Raw genomic sequence first — 20,407 nt, 5'->3', positions numbered from 1 at the left:
TGGCTTTTGTTGGTTAATACGAGGCGACAGCCGATGCCCTACGAGCCACCGACCCCGCCGGCAGGACTTCCAGCCGAATTAGTCGATACCCTCAACAAGGCCTCGCCGGAACAGCTTCAGGACGTAGCCCGCTATGCCGACGAACTCGCCGAGTACCGGGAGCGTGAGGCTAGGCTTGCCGAGGAGAATGACGAGGCCGAAATCAAAGAGCGCCCCGACGATCTCCCTGATGACGTCCCCTCGAAGGCGACGATCACAATCAAGGAGATCAACGACAACCGCTACTACTACTGGCAATGGCGGGAAGGAGATACGGTGACCTCGAAATACAAAGGACCGGTCAACCCTGACGAGTGATTTGGACGAGAGAGCCTGTATTCATCCCAATTCATTTGCGGGAGCGATTGTTCAGATTGGTCGCGAATCACCAGTGGTGAGACGGTACCACTCAATTCTATGATATTTTGTCAGACACTCCACTATTTCCAGTAAAAACGGCGCACGATAGCACGTCACTGAATACTGGCAACAGGAGTATTCGTACAATTAGTCACACAGAAGTCAGAAAGATGTTACTGGCAACACCGGAGAGGGTACTGGAGAAACTGGCACTGACGGTCGAGGGGTTACTGGCAAAAGTGGAGAGGGTATTGGCAGTACTGGTGTGGTCGGTCCTGAATTCACTCCAAAACCCGATGCCGCTTCGCAGTTTCACGAATCTCATCGAGTTCCCCCAGCTCACTCTCGAGTGCATCAAGGGCTGACGACAGAGAGACATCAAGCTCATATTCGTTGTAGTTGCCACGTCCACTCGAAGAGTCGACTAACCGCAGGATTCCGTGGAGGCTCAAATCTGACAAGTGGTCGTGTACCCGCCTGCGTTTCAGCGGTTCACTGCCGTGATCACGAAGAACCTCTTGATACCGTTTATAGATCAGTTTCGTCCGTTCAGGTGTTTCACCCTCTGCTGCCAGCTGGCAGACTGTTAGTAGCACATACTGTCCCTGTCGGGTCAGCGAATGCATTCCCTCGACAACCTGTTGGCGCTGAATTTGATGTTCGCCCTCCCGAACGTGCTCCTCGGTGATCTTCGCCTCCCCGTCGGCCATTGCCTCGTTTTCGGCGATATCGGCTGCTTTCCGGAGTAACCGTAGCGCCTGCCGAGCCGATCCCGAGTCCTGTGCAGAGAACGCTGCGCACAACGGGATTACATCTGTCTCAAGGACATCCTCATAGAACGCGATATCGGCGCGCTGCCGGAGAATATTCTGTAATTCCGTCGCGTCGTAGGGAGGGAATAGAATTTCCTCCTCGCAGAGCGTGTCCTTGACTTTCGGAGAGAGGTTTTCGCGGAATTTGAAATCATTCGAGATGCCGACTACACCTAATTTCACATCGAGATCCAGCTGTGAGCGTGCTCGCGGAAGCTCGTACAGGATATCGTCATCCGAGCCGATATTATCGATCTCGTCCAAGACCACGAGGATAGTCCCACCGATCGACTCAAGGTCGTCGTAGAGTTCGTTGAAAATGCGTTTTTGTTGATACCCGGTTTCGCTCATGGGTTCACGTGTAGACGAGACAGTAGTGAGAGGGTGAGAAGGAGAGCGAATCTCGTTCACGAGATTGACCGCTACCTGATAGGAAGTAGTGCAGCCAGTACAGTTGAGTTCGATAACATTGAGATCAACGTCATCGTACTCTTCAGCGGATTCCTGCAGCTCCTCAAGAAGATCGTGCGTAGCAGCTGTCTTCCCGACGCCGGTAACGCCATAGAGAAAGACGTTGTTCGGTTGCCAGCCCTGAATGACAGGACGGAGAGCGGCCGCATATTCGTCGAGTTCTTCGTCCCGCTCTTCGAGTGCCTCTGGCTGGTAATCATCCCGGAGGACATCTTTGTCTTGGATGATGAACGATTCTCGATTGAATCGGCCCATAGGCGGACTCAAGACGAAGAACCATCATAAAACCATGGGTTCCAGTATCACCAATACCCCACCACTTGAACTAATTATGCCAGTATTGCATCTACTTATAAAACACACACACACCACTATTGCCAGTAAACCTTCGCAACAACTGGAGGGGTCAACGACCCCTCTCTAGTTATCGATACTTTTATTACAATATGCGGAAAACCAGAGCCGCACTAGCGGAAACTCAAATAGCTGTAGTGAGTGAAGTGATAGTAACTATACAAGATATGTGACCAGTTCTGTCCTTCCTTTCATCCTCTCTTCGTTATTGGCAATGGTGGAGTGAGAGAGGTATTTAAAAGATAGCAATATTGGCAATACTGGAAACGTCGGTCGTCTTCTCCGTGCTACCATCGTTGCCTCTCCAACATTCCAGTTGAAATCCACCTCTCTCGACACCATCAATCGAGGCCCGTGGGAGTTACACGTCTTTCTACACGTTCCGCTCGTCCCAATTCCCAATGACGACCGTTTCTGAATCTACTCCCCGTGATCCCCGTCGTTCATCGTTGTTCGAATTTCGACCGATACAGACCATCGATTAACCAACAAAACGCATGGATTGACGGTCCGTTGGTTAACCATTCATGGCCTATACTCGATTCGCGGTCGGCACTCAGTACTAGTATCCCGTGATTTCGGCGTTTCGAGAGTCCGAGCTTGTTCCCTTGATTGCCGCCCGATCCCACCCAATCGGAGTCAGAACATTCTCCCCGCTATCAAGTTTATCGTCGTTACTGCATCGGCGACGCAGCTGCCGAGTCGACGAGCGAGTATTCCCGATCCCGGCTCGTGCCCTCCGCCTCAAGGAGGTTGTACTGAGACATCTTCGAGAGGTACGTCCGGATGGTTCGTTTTGTCCGTGGGTCGTCGACCTCCTCGGTATAGTACTCGTGGATCTCGCTTGGTCCGAGTGGGCCGTGTTCGCGAACGATCTCGTAGACGACCCACTGATGCGGGGTGAGTGAATCGAGGCTCTTCTGTTTAATTTGGGCGCGAGCATCCTCGGCAGCGTCCAGGAGGGTGTCGTCGGTGATCCGTTCGTGGTTCTCGCGAGCTGCCTTGCCGGCGGCCGTTCGGAGGATGCCGATGGCGAGGCGGGCGTCGCCGGCTGCCGCGTCGGCGATGCGATAGAGCTGGTCGTCGGTGATGATGTCCTCGTCGAGGCCCCATTTCGCGCGGGCACTTAGGATGTCGAAGAGTTGCTCGTCGTGGTACTTGTCCATCCGGACGTGTTCGCTGGAGCGCAGGCGGCTCACGAGGCGGTCGTCGACGCGGCTGAACAGCTCCTCTTCCTTGTTCGCGATACAGATAATGGCGAACTGTGGGAGGCTGTGGAGGTCGTAAATGACGCTTGGGTCTTCGAGTTGGTCGACTTCGTCGAGGATGACGACGGTTCGAGGCCCGTCGTGCTGCTGGAGACGGTCGACGAGTTCGTCGTGGGGTGTCGACTGGCGGTGGATGTCGATGGTCGCACCGAGACCGTCGAGGATTTGATAGAGGGTTCGGAATCGAGTATAGTTGCGCCAGCAGTTGACGTAGGTGGTCTCGACGTCGAGGACCTCTTCCCGGAGCCGTTCGGTGACAAATTGTGAGATGCACGTTTTCCCGGTCCCGCTGGGTCCGGTAACGATAGCCGTGTCGGCGGGCTCCCCGTTCGTGATTGGTTCGAGGACGCTGGAAAGGTGATTGACTTCGGCGTCGCGATGCTCGACTTCGCGAGGAACGAACCCGGCCCGGAGGACGCGAGCATCGCGGATCATCTTTGCTTGATTGACTGGTTTTCCATCAAATTATAAAAGCGTAACCGGGTTGTTTCCGGAAACTGATTCTCACGTTTCCGTGATTGGCTTCCTCACGTTGTGTATGTCCCTTTTACCCTATAACAGAGATCTGTTTTCCGGATATTTCCGGAAATTCAAGGTTTCCAGAATCTGCGACATCTGAGCCTCGATCAGAAAGTTGGCTACTTGACGGGTTCGCGTTTCGGGAAACGTCCTCGGAAACTCTGTATTATGGTGGTAGATCCAGCCACGGGAGCCCCTCGACACCGTATTGTTGAAACTCGGAAACGACCCGGATTCGCACTTTAGGACGACGCACGTAGTGCGATATTGCCATGCCACTATGATCGAGTTCGAGGAGCAGATCTCATCGATACTTGCTGCCGATACTAGCGACCTCTATGAGCGTGATCCGGAGACGTTTTTTGCAGCCCATATTGGCTTCTGCCCCCGTCAGCTGTACGTGAACAAGCTCGGACTCTCGAAATCCGAAACGTACTGGGGCAAGTATCGCGCGTCGCGCCTAATCCAAAACTACTTTGAGCAGCAACTCAGCGATCGTAATCCAACACTGGAGACCGAAGTAAGCTTGAACATAGACGAGGGTCCTGTCCGATTTCTCGGTCGGTGTACGCTGTATGATCCCACCGACGAAATTGTGTACGCGCTGAAGGTACGGAATGGCTGGTACAAATTCTCCCCACCTATTGACCGCCATCTCGACCAACTCCACATCTACATGCAAGGATTGGGAGTTGAGCGTGGAAAACTCGTGTACGTTTCGAAAAACGATCTTAGTGACATTCGGGAGTGGCCACGTTCAGACGCTGACTCGTCAGTCATCCAGTTCGACGAATCACGATATGAAGGTTTAGTCACGAAGGCAAAGCGGATTCGCAACCAGATCTGGACGCATGGCATCGCGACGACCGAGGCCGAAATCCCACTCGAGAAGTGCGGCTGCTACTTTTGCCAAGAGGAATCGCTGGCCCTTCCAGATACATTGAGTCCGGTGTCGGATGGGTCTGCTGAGTTAGTTCCCGATCCATCTGGAGATGAGGGATGCGTGGCAGAGAGAGCTGTAGAGACTCGTGTAACTGACGAAACTGCACAATCATCCTCTGTAGAAGCGGACACCAGGGATCTGCTTGACGTGCCTACATCGGACGACGCACGTAGTTTGGACGTGGATCGCCACCATATCCCGGAGGGACTGCGTGACTTGGATATCTGGGTTGTCTGGGATGGTCGGTCGAAAGTCGCTCTCGCGCCATGGCAGGAGGATACAATGTATCCGTGTGAATGGGCTGCCTCAAAGGACGTGAATCCACGCCGGAGCTTCGAGAAAGCGAAGATGGTTGCAGACCTCCCACTTCGAGAGGTACATCGTGCGTGGCCATTCCCGGACGGTGAGGATCTTCCTGAGGCCGTACACCCGGCGGTTCTCCTTCCGCACGATCCGCCTGATCCGCCGCTTTCATTTGTGGATTTCGATGATGTTCGGGATCCAGAGACAGGAATGGTATCAGGAGAAGTGGCAGCTCTTGTTGATTCGCTTGACGGATACACGGAGGTGAGTCAGAGTGGGACAGGGCTCCACGTGTATGTACGCGGTCGTCTTCCGGAGAGGGTCGGGGCCTTTGCGACGGCGCTTTCCCAGCGCGGCGCCCTCGAGATCTACGATCACTCGCGATTCACTGGTGGGACATGGCGCCACGTCGCCGGGACTCCGCTCAATAGAGTTCCTGAGGCGACGGATGTCCTTGCTGCAATCGTTTCCCAGTACTAGACGTCGTTGAGAGGCTAGATGAATGTTCACCCGACCTACTCCGGCATACCGGTCGTTACGCCGTGGAATTTGCCGAGTATCGGGAATGCGAAGCACGCCTTGGTAAACTACCCCACGCTACTTCGCTCGGTCTGACGACCTCGCTTCGTTGAGGGTGGGGCTTTCGCGTGGACTCCTGCTCTGGCCGGACTCTCCGGCAGGAGGTTCATATTCTCCGTTCGCGTTCAGCGTCCCGCGATTCAAGCGCACGCCTACGGGTGCGCCTCCGCCGTCCCCAGTTTGGTTCCGGCGGAGATACCGCAAACCGATGTTCTTCGCCGCGTTGTAGTCGGCGTGGTTCTCGTAGCCACACTTCAAACACTCGAAGTCCTCGCCGTGACGGTTGTCGGGGTGGGTGAATCCACAGTGTGAGCAACGCCGACTCGTGTTTTCCGGGTCAACCTGTTCCACGTCGATACCGTATTCTTCAGCCTTGTATTCGACGTACTCGTACAGCCGCTCGAAGGCCCACTTGTGCTCCCACGACGCGCCGGGGAGTCGATCGCGGATGCCGGTCAACTCCTCGAACGCGATGACCGTACAGCCGTTCTCGGCGGCTTCTGCGATGATACCGTTCGCAATCCGGTGGAGCATCATCTTGAACCGACCAGTCTCTTTGCGCCCGACCGCCTGTATGTTCTCGTGAGCGTGGCGAGTTCCACACTGCTGGAGGTCGCTACGTCGCTTTTCGTACTCTCGTCGCCAGTGGTCGAACTCGTGACCGCTCCAGAACACGCCCGTCGAAGTGACTGCGAGTTGGTTCACGCCGAGGTCAACGCCGAGGACCGTTGGGTGCCCGGTCGTCGCCTGTTCCGGCGTGTCAGACTCCATCTCCGCCTTTGTGCGAAGGTGAAGGAACCACTCGTCGTTCTTGTGGTGGAGTTCCGCACCCGTCACTTCGTAGTCGTCGTTGTCAAGATACCGGCTGTGGGGTGTGTCCCGCTCTGGATCGGGCAGGACGTACTCGATTTCGATGCGTCCGTCCACGGTCGCCAGCGACACGTACTCCTCGTGAAAGGTCGCACATCGCTTGTCGTAGACGGCGGTCGGTTGCGAGAAGTGCGGTTTTCCCGCGTACTCGCTCTGTTTCCAGCGGGCGACAACGCCCTGTACGGCGTCGGCGGCCTTGTTGCGGGCGTTCTGGACGAGATTCGCGTGCAATCGCGTCTGATCGCGTACCTCGTCGTATGTTTCCTCTTGTAACTGGGCCTTGCTGGTCGTCTTGTAATCGCCTTGCCAAGCGTGGTCTACGACGTAGTTAGCGGCCCACAGAAACTCGTCTACTGTTTCGCGGAGAAGTGCGGCGTCATCCCTATCCACGTCGAGTTTTATGGAAACAGTACGCCGCACCTCCATATGTCAGATGTACTCCCGGTGGTTTATGAACGTTGGGGAGAAGGAGCGGCAACAGTTCGTGGAACGTGGCGGGGTTGTCGGCTTCCTCTCCGGCCTACTCGCTTCGTCCTTCCGACTCAGCGTCGGAAGTCCTCGCTCCTTGAGGCCGGAGGCTCCGCCTCGAATATGCTGAACACGAGGACGAGGGGGACCAGGTCGAGGAGCAACCTGAGGACGTCCCAGACGATGTCCCCTCGAAGGCCACGATCACAGTGAAGGAGATTCGATCAAATTGGGGTATAAACGATCCGTGCAATCAAGCGAGTAGGAATTTCGATATTGAAGTGGGGGTAGATGTCGGGATATAAGTTACTCGTCAATTCCGAGTTCAGCTCGGAGGTCCTCTTCATTCTCAAGCACTGTTCGAATGACCGCCGGATAGAAATCCCAGTGCTTCTCTAAATCATCGCTTTTCGATCGGGAGTACTCAAGATCCATGAGTTTGAAGAGATCGTTGAGATCCCGCTTCAGCTCAGGCGGAATGTAGATATTCACATTGTCGTATTCGTCGACGAGACGACCACGAGACGATTCCTCGCTACTCGTGGTAGCGTTGTCAGCAGTTGGCTTGGATTCCCCTTCAACATCTGACGGTACATCTTCGCCAGTCTGCTCTGGTTCCGCTGACCCGTCTCTCTCTTCTATTTCTGGCGTACGGTCTCCTTCTACTGTTGGGGATATTTCTGACGTTTCTAATGCTTCCTCTGCTTCTGATCTCTCATCTCCTTCTTCAGTAGTGGATTGCTCGGCGACGCTTTCACTCTCGTCTTCCTCGTCCTTGTCGTCCGTCTCACCACTCACGCCGAACGCAGCTGCACGCTCTTTCGTTCGCTCCATTTCGTCTTCGAGGTCACTCATGCTTCGATCTCCCGTGATCGGATTTCATCGGTGGTTTTCTGACGCATCTCCTCGACGTCGCCGTTGAAATCAGGCGGTGACGTTTGATCTAACACACGCTTGACCACTGTATCGAATTGAGGGAACTGGTCGTTTTGGAGTGACTCCTCGTGGACATAGATTGAGCCAGCTTCCCATTTTGCTCGATCAAACGCGGCGCGATCGTCGATTTTCACTCCGTTCTCACCAAAGGTTTCGTCGAACCAGTCTAGTACCTCGCGCATTTGCTTCGTTTCCTTTGTTGAGGTGTACGTCATCGTGAAGGCGAGATACTCGATGTCGAGATCGTGCATCATCCCAAGGGTGTCGTACATATCGAACAGGAGGTTCGTTGAGTGAACCATCTCCGATCGTGGCACCATCGGGACAACCACATTTTCACCAGCGGTGACGGCATTCTTTGCAAAGGCGGAGAAATCGGGTGGACAGTCACAGACGATATAGTGATAGTCTGTTTCCAGTCGTGTGAGTATCTTCCCGAGTCGTTTCTCTCCGGCGTCAGCAGAATCCAACGGGGTCTTGTTTCCTGTGTATGTCGAGTTTGCGGGGATTAAATCGAACTCGTCGTGCTCGATTACGAGGTCGGTGATCTGGTCCCATTTGTTCACGTCGAGCAGTACTTCGTCGAGTGAGAGTTCGTCGTGATCGTCGAACAATTCTCGATGTCCGAGATTTGCAGTAAGCGTCCCCTGGGGGTCCATGTCGATCAGGAGAACTTCAAACCCTCTTGCGGCGAGTCCTCCTGCGAGGTTCATCGCTGTAAACGTCTTTCCGGTCCCTCCTTTCTGAAACGAGACTGCGATAACCTCTGGGTTTGTGTCTGCCATTGCTAACGCCTCAGACAGTACTGGTGTTTCTAACGTTAAAAATCTACGTCAGACATAGGGCGGAGTTTCTAACGTTAGAAATAGAGTCTTCACCACGCTGCTGCTCATTTCAAGCGATTTCTGTATTATCGAAGAAGTCAATTGTAGACGTTTCTGATGGCACTGATGATAGAGACGTTTCTAATGTTGGAAACGGGTAACGCCCGCCTCATTGCCGTTATCGCTTATATCTCTAACGTTAGAAATGCTTCCTATGATAGGTGTATTTTCAACGGTAACTACATTGCTTGCGTTTCTAATATCAGAAATAACGTCTGTGTTGCTAATCTGATGACGAGGGTGACCTTGCTATTAACCAACATTAGCCGTCGAGCGCAGTGGGTTTGTTGGTTAATTTGGTACACTCTTTGTCGTGATGTCTCACTTGATACCGTTACTAGAGACTCGCAGTATCGCTATATCGAAGATTACCGCAAGAGAACAGATACCCGAAATCCTGTAGAAGACTGGTGAGGCGGTTACGTGTACTGTTCGGCGAGATCGCCTTCTTCGACGATTAATTCGATCATGGGTTCGATGAGCTTCTGGCCGAGGATCGAGAGTGAATAGATAGACCGTTCCTGGCCGTCGACGCGCTGTTTCGACTGCGTGATGAGACCTGCGGTCTGAAGCGTATCAAGGTGGTAATTGAGCGCGTTTCCAACCTTGTCCGTCGCGTCGTTCAGCTCATTGTACGTCGTGTCGCCGTCTTCGTAGAGCAGATAGCAAATCATGAACCGGGTCGAATTGGCGATCGCGTCGAGCTGGTCGAGGTGGTCCTCGAACGTGGCGATACGCGGGCCCGCAAAGAACTCGTCCCGAAGCCGAGCCTCGCCGGCGGACAATGCCGCCCCCTCATTGGCATCCTCATTGTCTCAGTCTTGTCGGCGTTCGTCTGTGACCATGGTAAGTTGGTACTACGTAATTTCTGAGATCAGTTCAAATCCGTCTTTGAACGTAATTTGGCCATCAAATCCGTGGGCTTCGATTGCAGTCACGACGCCGTTCCCTGCATCGTCGTCCGTCGTGAGGACACAGATAGCGGAGGTATTCTCGCTGTCCAAGAGGTGAGCTGCGACACCACCGAGTGCGGTATCCGCTTTCTCGATGTTGTCCTCGGAACGGTTCGACTCACGTGCAATGAAGCTACGCACATCGTCCATAACGCTTGACACCGTCGGATTCGTATAGTCTAGTTCATCAGCGACGGTTACCCATTCATTGCTAATCGCGCTGTTAACTGGTGTCTGGCCGGGCGTACTGCGATCTGGCGCACCGCCAAGTTCCTCGTACACTCGCCGTGGAATCACGAACGTAATCTCGTTCCGCTGGGCGAACTGTTCTAGTGCTGTGTACTTGTTCCGCTGCTGGCGGCCACACGCAATGAAAACGCCTGAATCAGCAACCCATACAGCGTTCTCGGGTATCGACTCGTTTGTCCCGTCCATGTGTGAGAGGACTTCTACGCTTCCTCGTCGACCGGCTTGTCATGCGCATTTCGAATCTGGTCGAAATAGGGATCGTACTCCCGCATTTCGAGAATCACTTCGCGGAGTGCTTGGAGTACCGCAATCCCGAACGCGGGTTGGAGGCCGAGTTCGCGCGCTGCGAGGCGTTCAGTCATGCCTCCCTCGACATACGGAATCGCGTACGTAAGTGCTGCAGCGAGTTTCCCGATGCCGTATTTCTCGATTAGTAGGTCAAGATCCTGATCCTGGGGCGACCGGCCGATTGCCTCGATGAGAGTGGGGGTAATCGTGTACGTGTTGCCATCAAGATTTGCAGTGAGCGTGATTGGGATGGCTGTGTAGGTATGCGTTTTCTGCTCTTCATCCCGCGTGAGCACTCCGAGGTCGACGAGCGATCCCGTATCTGCGTACGCGGTCGTGCGGGGCATATCGATGTCGGCAACGATTTCATCAATTGTTACTTCACCCTCTCGGAGAATATACGTATAGAGGCGGGCGAGCCGTGGCTCTTCGAGCAGCTGTGCCACTGACATGAAGCCATTGATGGCGCGTTCAGGGTCCCCCGTCGCTTTCGACATACAATACATGATTCGTGTATTGGGTAATAACGCTTGGGTTGTAATCGGAGCCAGGGTGTAAAGGTGCTACTCGTCGCTTGGTTCGAACGCGGCAGCTAGCTGTTCGCGCATGTACTCCCGACGGAGCTTCCGGGCCCGGGTATCCGAGAGGTAATTTTGCAATACGACATCGGCGCTCGCGCTGCCTTGTTCGGCCACAATTTTATCGAGGCTGACAAGGACAACATCGTTGGTCACCAATTCGAGTTTCACCGAAATGGTCATCCGACCGGGACGCAAACGTTCAGACACAATGTCCCGGCCCGACGCCGCCTCGCTCACGCCAGACGAGAGCACGGCCGGTCTCGATCCGATCGCAGCGTTAAGTGTCCTCGACGACCCGACCCGCGCGAATATCATCGGGACGATCGTCGGCCATCCGAAAGGCGCACCCTCGAAGAAGGAACTCGAGTACTACAACCTGAGCGTCGCCGCGTCGACGCTCACCGACCACCTCATCCGGCTGGAGGAAGTGGAACTGATCGAGGCCATCGAGCGAAATCGTGAAGGGCTTGAACGGGGCCAACCATACCGGTTCTTTCAGCTCACCGACGCCGCCCGCGAGCTGTTCGACCGAAACAACCTCTTCGAGCCCGACGCATATCGAGAGCTGTTCGCCGAAGTCGAGAAAACAGACGAGATCAAAGCGGCCGAAGATGTCAACCGACCAGATGAACGAAACCAAAATTAACCTAGTGGTCGCAGCTGCACCGCGAGTGAGCATCGGCAAACTCGACGAGATACTGGTGAATTTCTTCTGCCAAGTTATGCAGCACCATCGCGAAATCTCGGCCAGGCCGGTCGATATCGTAGTAGAACCGCGAACGATGTTCGGAACGGAAGGCTTCGATTCGACTAGCGATGTCCTCGTCAGAAAAGACGTTTCGCGCTGCGATGTCGTCAAACACTTCCTCGTGGTTGAGGAAGTCTGCTGACTCTGCTGCCGTCATCTCGACAAGGTAGAACTGGAACGACGCTCGATTGCGTTGAATGAGAGTTCGACGATGCTCACGTAATTGTTCGTTCCTTGCCGAAGCTGCCGACACGTCCCCAGCATGGCGCATGCCTTACCGAGCTGGATATCAGCGTCATCGTCAGCCCGCTGCCAGGAGAGTGAGTCCTGTGCCGGACCGGTTTCGCCATCTTCTAACAACTGTTCGGCGCGCTCAAGCGCGTCGACGACCTCATTCAGTCCCATTTTCGAACCCCTCCCGTTTTACTGCATCAAGTGCTGGCGAGTCTCGGAGCGTCAGCCCTTCGGCGAGAATGTCACTGATTCGGTCGTGATTCCCGGCCGACCCTTTTGGTTCGACGATGATGTGTGCCTCGTACCGATCTCCGTCGAACTGTTCGTCGGCGATCTCCTGTTCAATAGTGTGGGCCTCGCGCTGGGCTTGCATTCGATCTTCCTCGACAACGACGAACAGGTCGATGTCGCTCGTTCGGTCAGCGGTGCCTCGCGCGACGCTGCCGAAAAGGATGACACCGACGTCGTCGCCAACCCGTTCTTCGAGACCGGTGAGGATCGCTCTGACCGGTGCGTGATACTCCGATTGTGGAATGGTCGTTACCGGATCGTTAGACTTGACGAGCATCTCTGAATCCATCCGAACAGCATTTGCCCGGCCAGATCGATCGACGGTGATCACGCCAAGTGTCTCGAGCGTATCGACGGCGGCATTCACACTACTCAATCCTTTGCCCGTCACTCGGTGGAGCTCTCGATTTGTGAACTCTCGCTCTGGATTGTCGACGAGCAGATGCAGAATATCGGCAGTTGCCCCGTATCGGAATGCATCCGGATCACCGAGTGGGACGGGGAGTCGAACGTATGATCCCTCTGTTCTCCCTCCATACTGAACCGTCTTACCGTTCATGACTGTCCTAATGGTTCAAAACAACAAAAATCCTCGGTAACAGCGATACATGGAGTTCTTGGAGCCGTCTTGACTTACTGCATCGGCGATGCAGCTGCCGAATCGGCGAGTGAGTACTCTCGATCCCGAGTTGTGCCTTCCGCTTTGAGGGGATTGTACTGTGCCATCTTCGACGACTTCGAGCCGGTGGATGCTGACGAGACGAACGCAGTCGAGGTCGAGAGCGAGTTCGGAGCGGAGTAATGCCGGTTGCCCTTCTGGACACCACCATCCTCTCGTCCTCTTCGCCAGTACTAGCGCCCGTGACGACTACTGACCGCGCTCAGAATGCCAATCGTCGGTCGGTTCGAAGGCGGTAGCGAGCTGCTCACGCATATACTCCCGCCGGAGCGTTCGGGCTCGGGTATCCGAGAGATAGTTTTGGAGGACGACGTCGGCGCTCGCGCTGCCCTGTTCGGCGGCGATCTCATCGAGGCTTCCGAGGACGACGTCAAGCGACGCAGAGTAGGCGTCGTACCAGTACCGTCGCCCCATCTTCGGCGCGGGCGACACGCCGTCGATCTCGTCGGGAAGGCCCGCTCGGTCAGCGAGCTGTGTAAATCGGTTCCATACTGTCCATCGTGAAATCGGGCCGCTAGAGGCGTGTGGTGACGGGAACAGGTAGCCGTCCCAGTCGTCGTGATCAGCGAACCCCGCGAGCCACTCCTCGAGAACCTCCCGCCCGTAGAGCAGCGACACCTCTCCAGGGCCGTTCTTGCGCTCTTCGAACGCGATATACGGAACCTCATCATCGGAGACATCGAGGACGAACTGGTGGGTGTGGAGGCGAGCAACTTCGTTCGGGCGAAGCCCCCAGGCACACAGTGCGAGGACCAAGAGGCGGTCTTCTGGATCGTCGGCCGCCTGGTAGAGCGCGCGGACGTGCTCAGTGGCGAGACACGGCGTATCAGCATCGTCGTCGGTGTCGTTCGACCAGTCGTATTCCTCGTCGAGGCCGTCAGCTGGGTTAACGGCGGCCCATTTGCGTCGGACCAGATGGGCGTACCAATTCGAGACAACGAGATGGATTCGACGTTTGGTCTGGCTGCCATCGAGATCGTCGTGAAGACGGTCGAACGCTGCCCAGCATGCGTCGACCGCCTTGTAGGCCGGGACATCGCTATCGCGAGCGACGGGTGTCACGAGGTCGTCTGTGTCATTCTCGTCGCAGTAGGCAGCGACGTAGCGGTTCAACCGGTAGCGAAGGGTGTCGATCGACGAATCGGCAAGCCCCTTCCGCTCCCGCCGTGACGTGAGGAAGGATTCGAGTGCCTCGATGGTCCGGTCGTGGTTGGTCGCCCAGTCGTACCCTATCTCCTCAGATTCGAGCTCGAGCGCTTCGTGCCAGAACTCTCCGAACGTCATGTCGTGATACTCCCGCAGCGCGTAGAGAAGGGGGCGGAAGCCGTGCTCGCGGAGCCAGCTGTGCGTCGGCTTCTCCTGGTCGGGATCGAGACCGTCGGCTTTCATTGCGGGGGCGACGACGGCCCAGTACGCGTCGACGAGTTCCTCGCGGTCCAGCAGCGTCCAGGAGACGTCGTCGACGTCCTCCCAGTCGGGGTTTGTCACCGGCGTCGTCGCGTCACTCATGGTGGACACACCACCGTTTCCAGTATTCGATGCGGTGAGACGCGGCATAGAGGGCTCGCTGAGTGGGTTTCCGATTCTAAGTCCGGCATGTTCGGGTAGTAGCGCGTTTCTCACAGATAGGATATAGGTTTTGGGGACAAACAGACTGGTGGAGTCTGTGTGAACACCGAAATGACTGATCAGAATATGCTTCTATGAATAAACTGTATACCACTATATCTAAATCGTCTTACAGGCGGTCCACAGTTTCGGAGGATGGGCCCGTTTAGGATTGAACCGTCGGCTCGCAATGACAAACGAACGCGTTTATTACTATACCACCGCTCGAAATTGACAACGTGGCGATTAGACCTCTATGAGTACTGACAACACTGAACCAGTCTCAAGACGCGAAAAATTTGACGCTCTCCTTGACATCGCACGCTACAATCCCCGGTTCACAACTGGGATCGTCTTACTTGGCATCTTAGCGGCGGTCTTGGAAGGGGTCGGGTTGGGCTTCATCCTACCGATTGTCGAACTCGTCCAAATGGATGACCCGGCGTCACAGGCGGAGGGTCTGCTCGGGATGTTCGTCGTCGCCTATCAGACGGCTGGAATCCCGTTCACGCTTGGATATGTGGTGCTTGGCGTGTCACTCGTGATGATTGCGCGATACACGACGAGTTTCGCTGTGGCGTGGCTCCGTGAGGCGGTTCGAACCTACTACATTCGGGACCTCCAAGATCGGGCGTTTCGGAACGCCCTCAACGCGAAGGTTTCGTACTTCGACGAAGAGGGATCTGACGACATTCTGAATGCGATCGTGACACAGACGACGTACGCTGGACGAGTGATTCAGCGGGTGATCCAGTTCCTCCAGCAGGGATTCCTCGCCGCGGTATACTTCGTCGTTGCCTTGATGATTGCCCCCGTACTCACGATTGCGACTGGTGTCATCCTCGGTGGATTCACGGTCTTCTTCCGACGGGTAATCGAGTCCGGATACGATGTCGGAGATCGAGTAGCGGAAGCGAACGAGGAACGCCAGGAGGCGGTTCAAGCCGGAACACAGGGAATTCGGGACGTCCGTATCTTCGGCGTCGCGGACGAATTGTACAACGATTTCCGGGACGCGATCGAGAAATTTACCAAAGAGCGGATTACGCTCCGGCGCAACGAGGCGGCGATCAACAATTTCTACAACCTCGTCGTCGCCGTGTCGGTGTTCGTGCTCATCTACTTCGCATTGACGTTCGCGGACCTCTCTTTGGGCTCGCTCGGTGTGTTCCTCTTTGCGATGTTCCGTCTCGGTCCACGTGCCAGCAACGTGAACCGATTATTCTATCAGGTCGAAAACGACCTCCCACATCTCGTCCGAACAATCGAGTTTGTCGAAGAACTCGAAACACGTCAAGAGCCACGGGAAGGCGGGACCGATGCTCCAGAGGAGGTCACAAACGTAGAGTTCGACGACGTTCACTTCTCGTACGACGGTGAGGAGGACGTGCTTCGCGGGATTAACTTCGAAGTCGAGAAGGGCGAATTCGTCGGGTTCGTTGGACAGTCCGGAGCTGGAAAGTCGACAATCGTCTCGTTGCTTGCGCGGATGTACGAAGTTGACGAGGGAGAAATTCGCGCGAACGGCGTGCCGATCCACGAGATGGCTATCGAGGGCTGGCGCGATCGCATCTCCGTCGTCAGACAGAGCCCGTTCGTGTTCAACGACACGCTCCGGTACAACCTCACGATCGGGAATCGCGACGTGAGCGACGCCGAATTAGACCGAGTCTGTAAAATCGCGAAAGTTGACGAATTCCTCAAGGAACTACCGCAAGGATACGATACTATGCTTGGTGACGAGGGTGTTCGACTATCTGGAGGACAGAAACAGCGCGTATCGTTGGCTCGGGCGTTACTTGAGGACGCGGATCTGCTGATCCTCGACGAGGCAACCAGCGACCTCGACTCGAATCTGGAAAAACAAGTACAGGAGGCCATTGAGGGAATGGATCGCGACTACGCAATCGTAACAATCGCACATCGCCTATCAACGGTGAAGAATGCCAATCGGATCTACACTGTCGAAGAAGGACAGATCACGGAAGTAGGCGGGCATCAAGAGCTAGTCGATAATGGAGGAAAATACGCCGAATTGTACGGAATTCAAACAAGCACATCACTCAGCTCTGAACGTTGAGGAGCCAACATATTAGATTTTCGAACGCGTGCGAGAGACGTTCTTCCGGTGGATTGTAGCATTCGGCGAGACAGCACGTCGGCCTCTACTAAAGCGCCTGACCGACCGTTCGGCGTCAATCAGAGCTCCACCAGAGGAGTTGCCGTCCAACCGGTCTTCCGAATATCCTTCGATAGCCGCTTCTCCCGTGTTTCGACCACATCTATGTAAGACAGCCAACGTTCAAAGCTGAGCACATAACCAGGGTAGAGCGTGACTCCATATCGTACTTCACACAGACTTTTCAGCGGGATTCTCATAGAGTCACGCTCTACACACCTTGGAGAAAGAATCGGTGCTCGATGCTGTCAACGATGTCATCGAATTGGTGGCAATGACGGTTCTTGACCTGAAACACAGAATACAAGATTGGCTTTTGCATAACTCAGCGAAACACGTTGACGACGAAGCAGTCAACAAGGCCGTGTAGCGGTGTTCCGGCGAGGTTTAGCGTCCGTTCGAACCCGTAGGTTCGGACGGACTGCTGTAATCCGCGCTTGGAAAGGCCTCGGAACTTCTGTAGCCACGGATTCACAATTCTCAGGGTGCTGTTTCACTCAGTTCGGTAAGAGCTAGAACCAAATATGAGCAGGTGTATTAAGGAAATTTCTTGCGTTTTGTTTTGAGATTACTGGTCACCTGTACACACCGACGTGTAGAACTCTTCAAGCAGTGGTTCAACTGTATCTCGACTGTACTGCTGGACGGATTGCTTTGTGTTTGCTGCGAAACGGTTGAGGGTGTCTGTGGACAGTACCTGAACAATCTTTTTCACAAGTGCCTCCGGATCTGGATCGGTTGTGCTTCCCGCATCGCCAATTATCTCCGCTACTGCGCCGACGTTTGTCCCGACCACCGGTGTTCCGGCACAAAGCGATTCTAGAAAGATTCGACCGAACGGTTCCTCCCACACACCTGTATAGACGAACAAGTCGTGGGCTGCGTAAATTTTGGGGAGCTCTTCGTAGGGGACGTGCCCACGGAACTCTATACAGTCGGTTGTCCCTGTTCGTTTTGTTTCCCGTTTGAGCCCCTTCATCATCGGCCCGTCACCGACGATAGTCATCTGGAACTCAAGGTCAGTTTGCTTAAGCCGTGCTGCAATCTCGGGAAGCATTTGGACGCCTTTGTGTTCTCGCAGATAGCCGACGTAGAGTAACCGATAAGGACTCTCGAAATCACTTTGATGTGGTATCAAGAATGAGTCATCAATAATATTGGGTATCACATCTATCTTCTGCTCTGGGTAGCCAAATGTACAATATTTGGTCTTGAGATGGTCTGACAGCGCGTGAAAGCCATCGATTTTTATTTCTTCTTCGTTCATCTGGCTGATAAGCCGATAATTCCCCAATAGGCTTACCGAATTGTAGACATTTTTGACAAACGAATTTCTGCTACTCGTCTTGGAAATACACCTGGTACATCGTCCAAATCCGTTATTCGTACAGTTCTTTGTGCCCATGTAACGCAGATTGTTTTTTGCGCAGATGCCTCCATACGCGTTAAGTGTAACCGCTGTACTCGTTGACGTCTTCTTTGATATCGTGTTCAGAGCGGGAATCGTAGACGGCAAATAAGTATGTATGATATCGAATTCCTCAAATTCGCTTAGACGAGAGCGAATCTCTGTGTTCAGATTAGTTTTTGAATGGTACGGAAACCCCGAAGTGTCGAATGATCTGCAACTGTACTCACTTTCGGGACTCGGCTCGCCGAAAGCACAGTAAGTTGTTACATCGTGTCCCACCTTTTCAGCCATCTGAATGATTTTTGTCGCACTGTGGGTTGCCCCTGTCCCCTCCGATGAGGGAGAATTTGGATGAATAAAGCCTATCTTCATTTGTGGTTTCACACTAGCGCGACACTGATGTCGATTTCGATTCTACAGTCTTTCTGCTTGATAAGACTTGAACTGCGTCTGTCCTACACTAAATTCCTCACGAGTTCAGTGTCTTTTTCAGTAATGATTCGAGTTCGTCGTTCAATACATCTACATCGAAGTTCTCGGCGACAAATCTGTGCCCTTTCTCCCCCATTTTAGATCGGAGCGATGGCTGTCTAATAAGTTGGGAAAGCTGTCTGGCAATTTGGTCCGGACTCCTCGGGGGAACAAGAATTGCGGAGTCACCAGCAGCAACGGCCTCAGGAATCCCGCCGACGTTTGTCGCCACCACCGGTATCTCGGCGGCCTGGGCTTCCAACAGTACGAGGCCGAACGCTTCATCTACACTAGTAAGAAGGAATACATCTGTCGCCGCCAGAAACTCAATTACCTTCTCTCTCTTAACCTGTCCCTCAAACTGGACGACGTCCTCAAGATCGAGCTTTCGGGTCAGGTTTTCCAAAGACTCCCGTTTCGGTCCATCGCCGACAATTTGATACCGTATATCTGATTCCAACGCTGTCAAAGGTAGCGCTGCTATCGCTCGAATAGCCGTCTCAACGTCTTTCTCTTCGACTAAGCGGGCTACGGTAGTAATCACCACCATGTTATCCTCACTTCCCCCATCATGTAGTGTATGAAACATATCCGGATTGACCCCAACGGGGTGCCAGTGAACCTTCGAATAGTCGGCACCAAGTGAGATAAGTTCATCCATAGTATCCCGAGAATTTGCAAGGAGAACATCACTTTCTTTAAATGATGGTTTATATATATTTTTTGACCCAGAATTAGCTTGGCGAACGTCCGCACCATGGAACATCGTCACGACTCGCACGTCTACACCCGTCCTTTTGAGTAATGCTCCAAGGTTCCCGTTATGACCGAAGTGACAGACAAGTACATCGACATCTTCGTGGTTGAATGTACTTGAATAGTGAAGCATACGTAATGAGAAGGCGTCACGGTGATATCTACTAAAACGGAGAGATTCGAGGATTCGACGTGGCCTTTTAAGTATCCCTTTCGGAATTAATAAACCCGCGCTGATTAGCCGGTGGAGCTTATTCTTCGGCGGGTCGGCAGTTGTTGTTTTCTCTATTAATCCGTATCGGTCCACATCTTTATGTTGATTTTCTTCGGAAGACGACTCCCTGGCAAAAATATATACATCGTGTCCTCGGTCGATCATACCCGTTACTTGACTTAGGATGAACGTTTCTGATATCTTCGGGAACGAATTAACAAGAAATGCTATTTTCATAACTTTATATTTCCAGTTGTGTCTTCACGCTGGGAGACCCACACAGTAATCAGTATCGATACATAGCGTGGGTCTAACTGATACGCGACGGGATTGCGTCGCCCCTTTCCGCTGTGACTTCCAGTTACTGCTGAGAATTGACCATCCTCCCATCCAAGAGCGTTATATTCATAAAGCTGCTGGCCCGCTAACTAAATCAATGACGGATGTATCTCTTGACTACAATCAACCATCAAAACCAATAATACTTGGTTTAATTCTAACTTTACTTTTAATTATCATGTCTCTAAGTCGCGGGCTGCCACCGTTGAAGGTATTACATATTGATATATTCCGCATTTGGTCGGTAATCATCCTCGGTATATCCTCAGCTTTTATTATCCTTCGGTTCAGCAAACGCATCACTATTGATATGAATGTAATAATTTTTTCTATTTTTACTGTGTATGTCTCACTTTCACTTGCTTGGACTATTACTCCCTTCCGAGGCCTGTCTCGTCTATTCACTTTATTTGAGGCGGCAACTCTGATTTTTGCTGGAATAACTTTTGTGACGACACGCCGCCGATTTAATGCGATCATTGTAATCGTTCTTGGAGTTGGGGCTGCGACTATGTGTATTGCAGCTTGGGAACTAATGACTGGATCGCATCTTCCAGCTAGTCGGCTATCATTATCAAAATTCTACGCGCCTGATGCTGC

At 53.6% G+C, this 20,407-nt stretch carries 17 protein-coding genes and 4 pseudogenes; 6 read left to right on the top strand and 15 right to left on the bottom strand.

Translation table 11 applies throughout. The annotated features are described in order from the left end of the window. Positions 1-33 precede the first annotated feature (33 nt). The gene (locus ACFQEY_RS14950; RefSeq protein WP_379770044.1) at positions 34-357 is read left to right on the top strand and encodes a DUF6788 family protein; all 324 of its coding nucleotides are present in this window, start codon (positions 34-36) and stop codon (positions 355-357) included. 323 nt (positions 358-680) lie between these two features. Here ACFQEY_RS14950 and ACFQEY_RS14945 read toward each other — a convergent pair whose 3' ends face one another. Together ACFQEY_RS14945 and ACFQEY_RS14940 are read right to left on the bottom strand one after the other, a co-directional pair. Continuing rightward, entirely contained in the window at positions 681-1,937 is a 1,257-nt protein-coding gene (locus tag ACFQEY_RS14945; protein WP_379770042.1) for an orc1/cdc6 family replication initiation protein, read from the bottom strand. A gap of 773 nt (positions 1,938-2,710) precedes the next feature. Then, positions 2,711-3,739 carry a Cdc6/Cdc18 family protein gene (locus ACFQEY_RS14940; RefSeq protein WP_379770040.1) on the bottom strand — a complete coding sequence of 343 codons (1,029 nt, stop codon included), beginning with the start codon at positions 3,737-3,739 and terminating at the stop codon, positions 2,711-2,713. Positions 3,740-4,103: 364 nt separating this feature from the next. Here ACFQEY_RS14940 and ACFQEY_RS14935 point away from each other — a divergent pair, with 364 nt between their 5' ends. Further along, positions 4,104-5,549: a hypothetical protein gene (locus ACFQEY_RS14935; protein ID WP_379770038.1), complete on the top strand. Its 1,446-nt coding sequence runs from the start codon at positions 4,104-4,106 to the stop codon at positions 5,547-5,549. Between the two features lie 117 nt (positions 5,550-5,666). On the opposite strand, the gene ACFQEY_RS14930 is transcribed toward ACFQEY_RS14935, so the two are convergent. The 7 genes and pseudogenes from ACFQEY_RS14930 to ACFQEY_RS14900 all read right to left on the bottom strand — a co-directional run. Further along, complete coding sequence (locus ACFQEY_RS14930) at positions 5,667-6,944, bottom strand: RNA-guided endonuclease InsQ/TnpB family protein (RefSeq protein ID WP_379770036.1); 1,278 nt, start codon at positions 6,942-6,944, stop codon at positions 5,667-5,669. A gap of 348 nt (positions 6,945-7,292) precedes the next feature. After that, positions 7,293-7,841: a hypothetical protein gene (locus tag ACFQEY_RS14925; RefSeq protein WP_379770034.1), complete on the bottom strand. Its 549-nt coding sequence runs from the start codon at positions 7,839-7,841 to the stop codon at positions 7,293-7,295. Then, positions 7,838-8,707 (bottom strand): ParA family protein, encoded by an 870-nt coding sequence (locus ACFQEY_RS14920; RefSeq protein ID WP_049909961.1) that lies wholly within the window; start codon positions 8,705-8,707, stop codon positions 7,838-7,840. Before ACFQEY_RS14920 ends, ACFQEY_RS14925 begins: the two co-directional genes overlap by 4 nt. A gap of 518 nt (positions 8,708-9,225) precedes the next feature. Then, positions 9,226-9,591, bottom strand: coding sequence for a winged helix-turn-helix domain-containing protein (locus ACFQEY_RS14915; protein WP_379770031.1), 366 nt, complete (start codon positions 9,589-9,591; stop codon positions 9,226-9,228). 72 nt (positions 9,592-9,663) lie between these two features. Further along, complete coding sequence (locus ACFQEY_RS14910; protein ID WP_379770029.1) at positions 9,664-10,194, bottom strand: hypothetical protein; 531 nt, start codon at positions 10,192-10,194, stop codon at positions 9,664-9,666. A gap of 14 nt (positions 10,195-10,208) precedes the next feature. Next, complete coding sequence (locus ACFQEY_RS14905) at positions 10,209-10,793, bottom strand: DUF7437 domain-containing protein (protein WP_008451753.1); 585 nt, start codon at positions 10,791-10,793, stop codon at positions 10,209-10,211. Between the two features lie 66 nt (positions 10,794-10,859). Next, a pseudogene (locus ACFQEY_RS14900) lies at positions 10,860-11,021 on the bottom strand (tyrosine-type recombinase/integrase); the annotation flags it as partial. Positions 11,022-11,085: 64 nt separating this feature from the next. Here ACFQEY_RS14900 and ACFQEY_RS14895 point away from each other — a divergent pair. Further along, positions 11,086-11,523, top strand: coding sequence for a helix-turn-helix domain-containing protein (locus ACFQEY_RS14895; protein ID WP_379770027.1), 438 nt, complete (start codon positions 11,086-11,088; stop codon positions 11,521-11,523). Position 11,524: 1 nt separating this feature from the next. On the opposite strand, the pseudogene ACFQEY_RS18810 reads toward ACFQEY_RS14895, so the two are convergent. After that, positions 11,525-12,030: pseudogene (locus ACFQEY_RS18810) on the bottom strand (DUF8154 family protein). Further along, positions 12,017-12,709, bottom strand: a complete 693-nt coding sequence (locus ACFQEY_RS14880) for a nucleotidyltransferase domain-containing protein (RefSeq protein ID WP_379770022.1) — start codon at positions 12,707-12,709, stop codon at positions 12,017-12,019. The pseudogene ACFQEY_RS18810 and the gene ACFQEY_RS14880 overlap by 14 nt, the downstream one beginning before the upstream one ends. 165 nt (positions 12,710-12,874) lie before the next feature. Here ACFQEY_RS14880 and ACFQEY_RS14875 point away from each other — a divergent pair. Further along, positions 12,875-12,952, top strand: a pseudogene (locus ACFQEY_RS14875) (AbrB/MazE/SpoVT family DNA-binding domain-containing protein); the annotation flags it as partial. Between the two features lie 66 nt (positions 12,953-13,018). Here the strand turns inward: ACFQEY_RS14875 and ACFQEY_RS14870 are convergent. Continuing rightward, positions 13,019-14,338 (bottom strand): tyrosine-type recombinase/integrase, encoded by a 1,320-nt coding sequence (locus tag ACFQEY_RS14870; RefSeq protein ID WP_379770019.1) that lies wholly within the window; start codon positions 14,336-14,338, stop codon positions 13,019-13,021. Between the two features lie 355 nt (positions 14,339-14,693). On the opposite strand from ACFQEY_RS14870, the gene ACFQEY_RS14865 reads away from it, so the two are divergent. Then, positions 14,694-16,517 (top strand): ABC transporter ATP-binding protein, encoded by a 1,824-nt coding sequence (locus ACFQEY_RS14865; protein ID WP_379770016.1) that lies wholly within the window; start codon positions 14,694-14,696, stop codon positions 16,515-16,517. Positions 16,518-16,941: 424 nt separating this feature from the next. Here the strand turns inward: ACFQEY_RS14865 and ACFQEY_RS14860 are convergent. The 3 genes and pseudogenes from ACFQEY_RS14860 to ACFQEY_RS14850 all read right to left on the bottom strand — a co-directional run. Continuing rightward, a pseudogene (locus ACFQEY_RS14860) lies at positions 16,942-17,094 on the bottom strand (IS1595 family transposase); the annotation flags it as partial. 90 nt (positions 17,095-17,184) lie between these two features. After that, a complete protein-coding gene (locus ACFQEY_RS14855; protein WP_379770013.1) occupies positions 17,185-17,883 on the bottom strand; it encodes a glycosyltransferase family 4 protein in 699 nt (232 codons plus the stop codon). Positions 17,884-18,496: 613 nt separating this feature from the next. Then, positions 18,497-19,705 carry a glycosyltransferase gene (locus ACFQEY_RS14850; protein WP_379770011.1) on the bottom strand — a complete coding sequence of 403 codons (1,209 nt, stop codon included), beginning with the start codon at positions 19,703-19,705 and terminating at the stop codon, positions 18,497-18,499. Positions 19,706-19,904: 199 nt separating this feature from the next. Between ACFQEY_RS14850 and ACFQEY_RS14845 the strand changes: the two genes are divergently transcribed. Beyond that, the coding region (locus ACFQEY_RS14845) for a hypothetical protein (protein ID WP_379770009.1) at positions 19,905-20,407 on the top strand (503 nt) is incomplete at its 3' end.

Source organism: Halorubrum trueperi, from assembly GCF_042662525.1.
GTDB lineage: Archaea > Halobacteriota > Halobacteria > Halobacteriales > Haloferacaceae > Halorubrum > Halorubrum trueperi.
This window is presented reverse-complemented; position numbering and strand designations above follow the sequence as displayed.

Coding starts and splice junctions, on each gene's coding strand:
- ACFQEY_RS14850 (WP_379770011.1), bottom strand. CDS start 19,705: ATGAAAATAGCATTTCTTGTTAATTCGTTCCCGAAGATATCAGAAACG.
- ACFQEY_RS14855 (WP_379770013.1), bottom strand. CDS start 17,883: ATGAACGAAGAAGAAATAAAAATCGATGGCTTTCACGCGCTGTCAGAC.
- ACFQEY_RS14905 (WP_008451753.1), bottom strand. CDS start 10,793: ATGTCGAAAGCGACGGGGGACCCTGAACGCGCCATCAATGGCTTCATG.
- ACFQEY_RS14865 (WP_379770016.1), top strand. CDS start 14,694: ATGAGTACTGACAACACTGAACCAGTCTCAAGACGCGAAAAATTTGAC.
- ACFQEY_RS14870 (WP_379770019.1), bottom strand. CDS start 14,338: ATGAGTGACGCGACGACGCCGGTGACAAACCCCGACTGGGAGGACGTC.
- ACFQEY_RS14950 (WP_379770044.1), top strand. CDS start 34: ATGCCCTACGAGCCACCGACCCCGCCGGCAGGACTTCCAGCCGAATTA.
- ACFQEY_RS14880 (WP_379770022.1), bottom strand. CDS start 12,709: ATGAACGGTAAGACGGTTCAGTATGGAGGGAGAACAGAGGGATCATAC.
- ACFQEY_RS14895 (WP_379770027.1), top strand. CDS start 11,086: ATGTCCCGGCCCGACGCCGCCTCGCTCACGCCAGACGAGAGCACGGCC.
- ACFQEY_RS14930 (WP_379770036.1), bottom strand. CDS start 6,944: ATGGAGGTGCGGCGTACTGTTTCCATAAAACTCGACGTGGATAGGGAT.
- ACFQEY_RS14910 (WP_379770029.1), bottom strand. CDS start 10,194: ATGGACGGGACAAACGAGTCGATACCCGAGAACGCTGTATGGGTTGCT.
- ACFQEY_RS14920 (WP_049909961.1), bottom strand. CDS start 8,707: ATGGCAGACACAAACCCAGAGGTTATCGCAGTCTCGTTTCAGAAAGGA.
- ACFQEY_RS14935 (WP_379770038.1), top strand. CDS start 4,104: ATGATCGAGTTCGAGGAGCAGATCTCATCGATACTTGCTGCCGATACT.
- ACFQEY_RS14940 (WP_379770040.1), bottom strand. CDS start 3,739: ATGATCCGCGATGCTCGCGTCCTCCGGGCCGGGTTCGTTCCTCGCGAA.
- ACFQEY_RS14945 (WP_379770042.1), bottom strand. CDS start 1,937: ATGGGCCGATTCAATCGAGAATCGTTCATCATCCAAGACAAAGATGTC.
- ACFQEY_RS14925 (WP_379770034.1), bottom strand. CDS start 7,841: ATGAGTGACCTCGAAGACGAAATGGAGCGAACGAAAGAGCGTGCAGCT.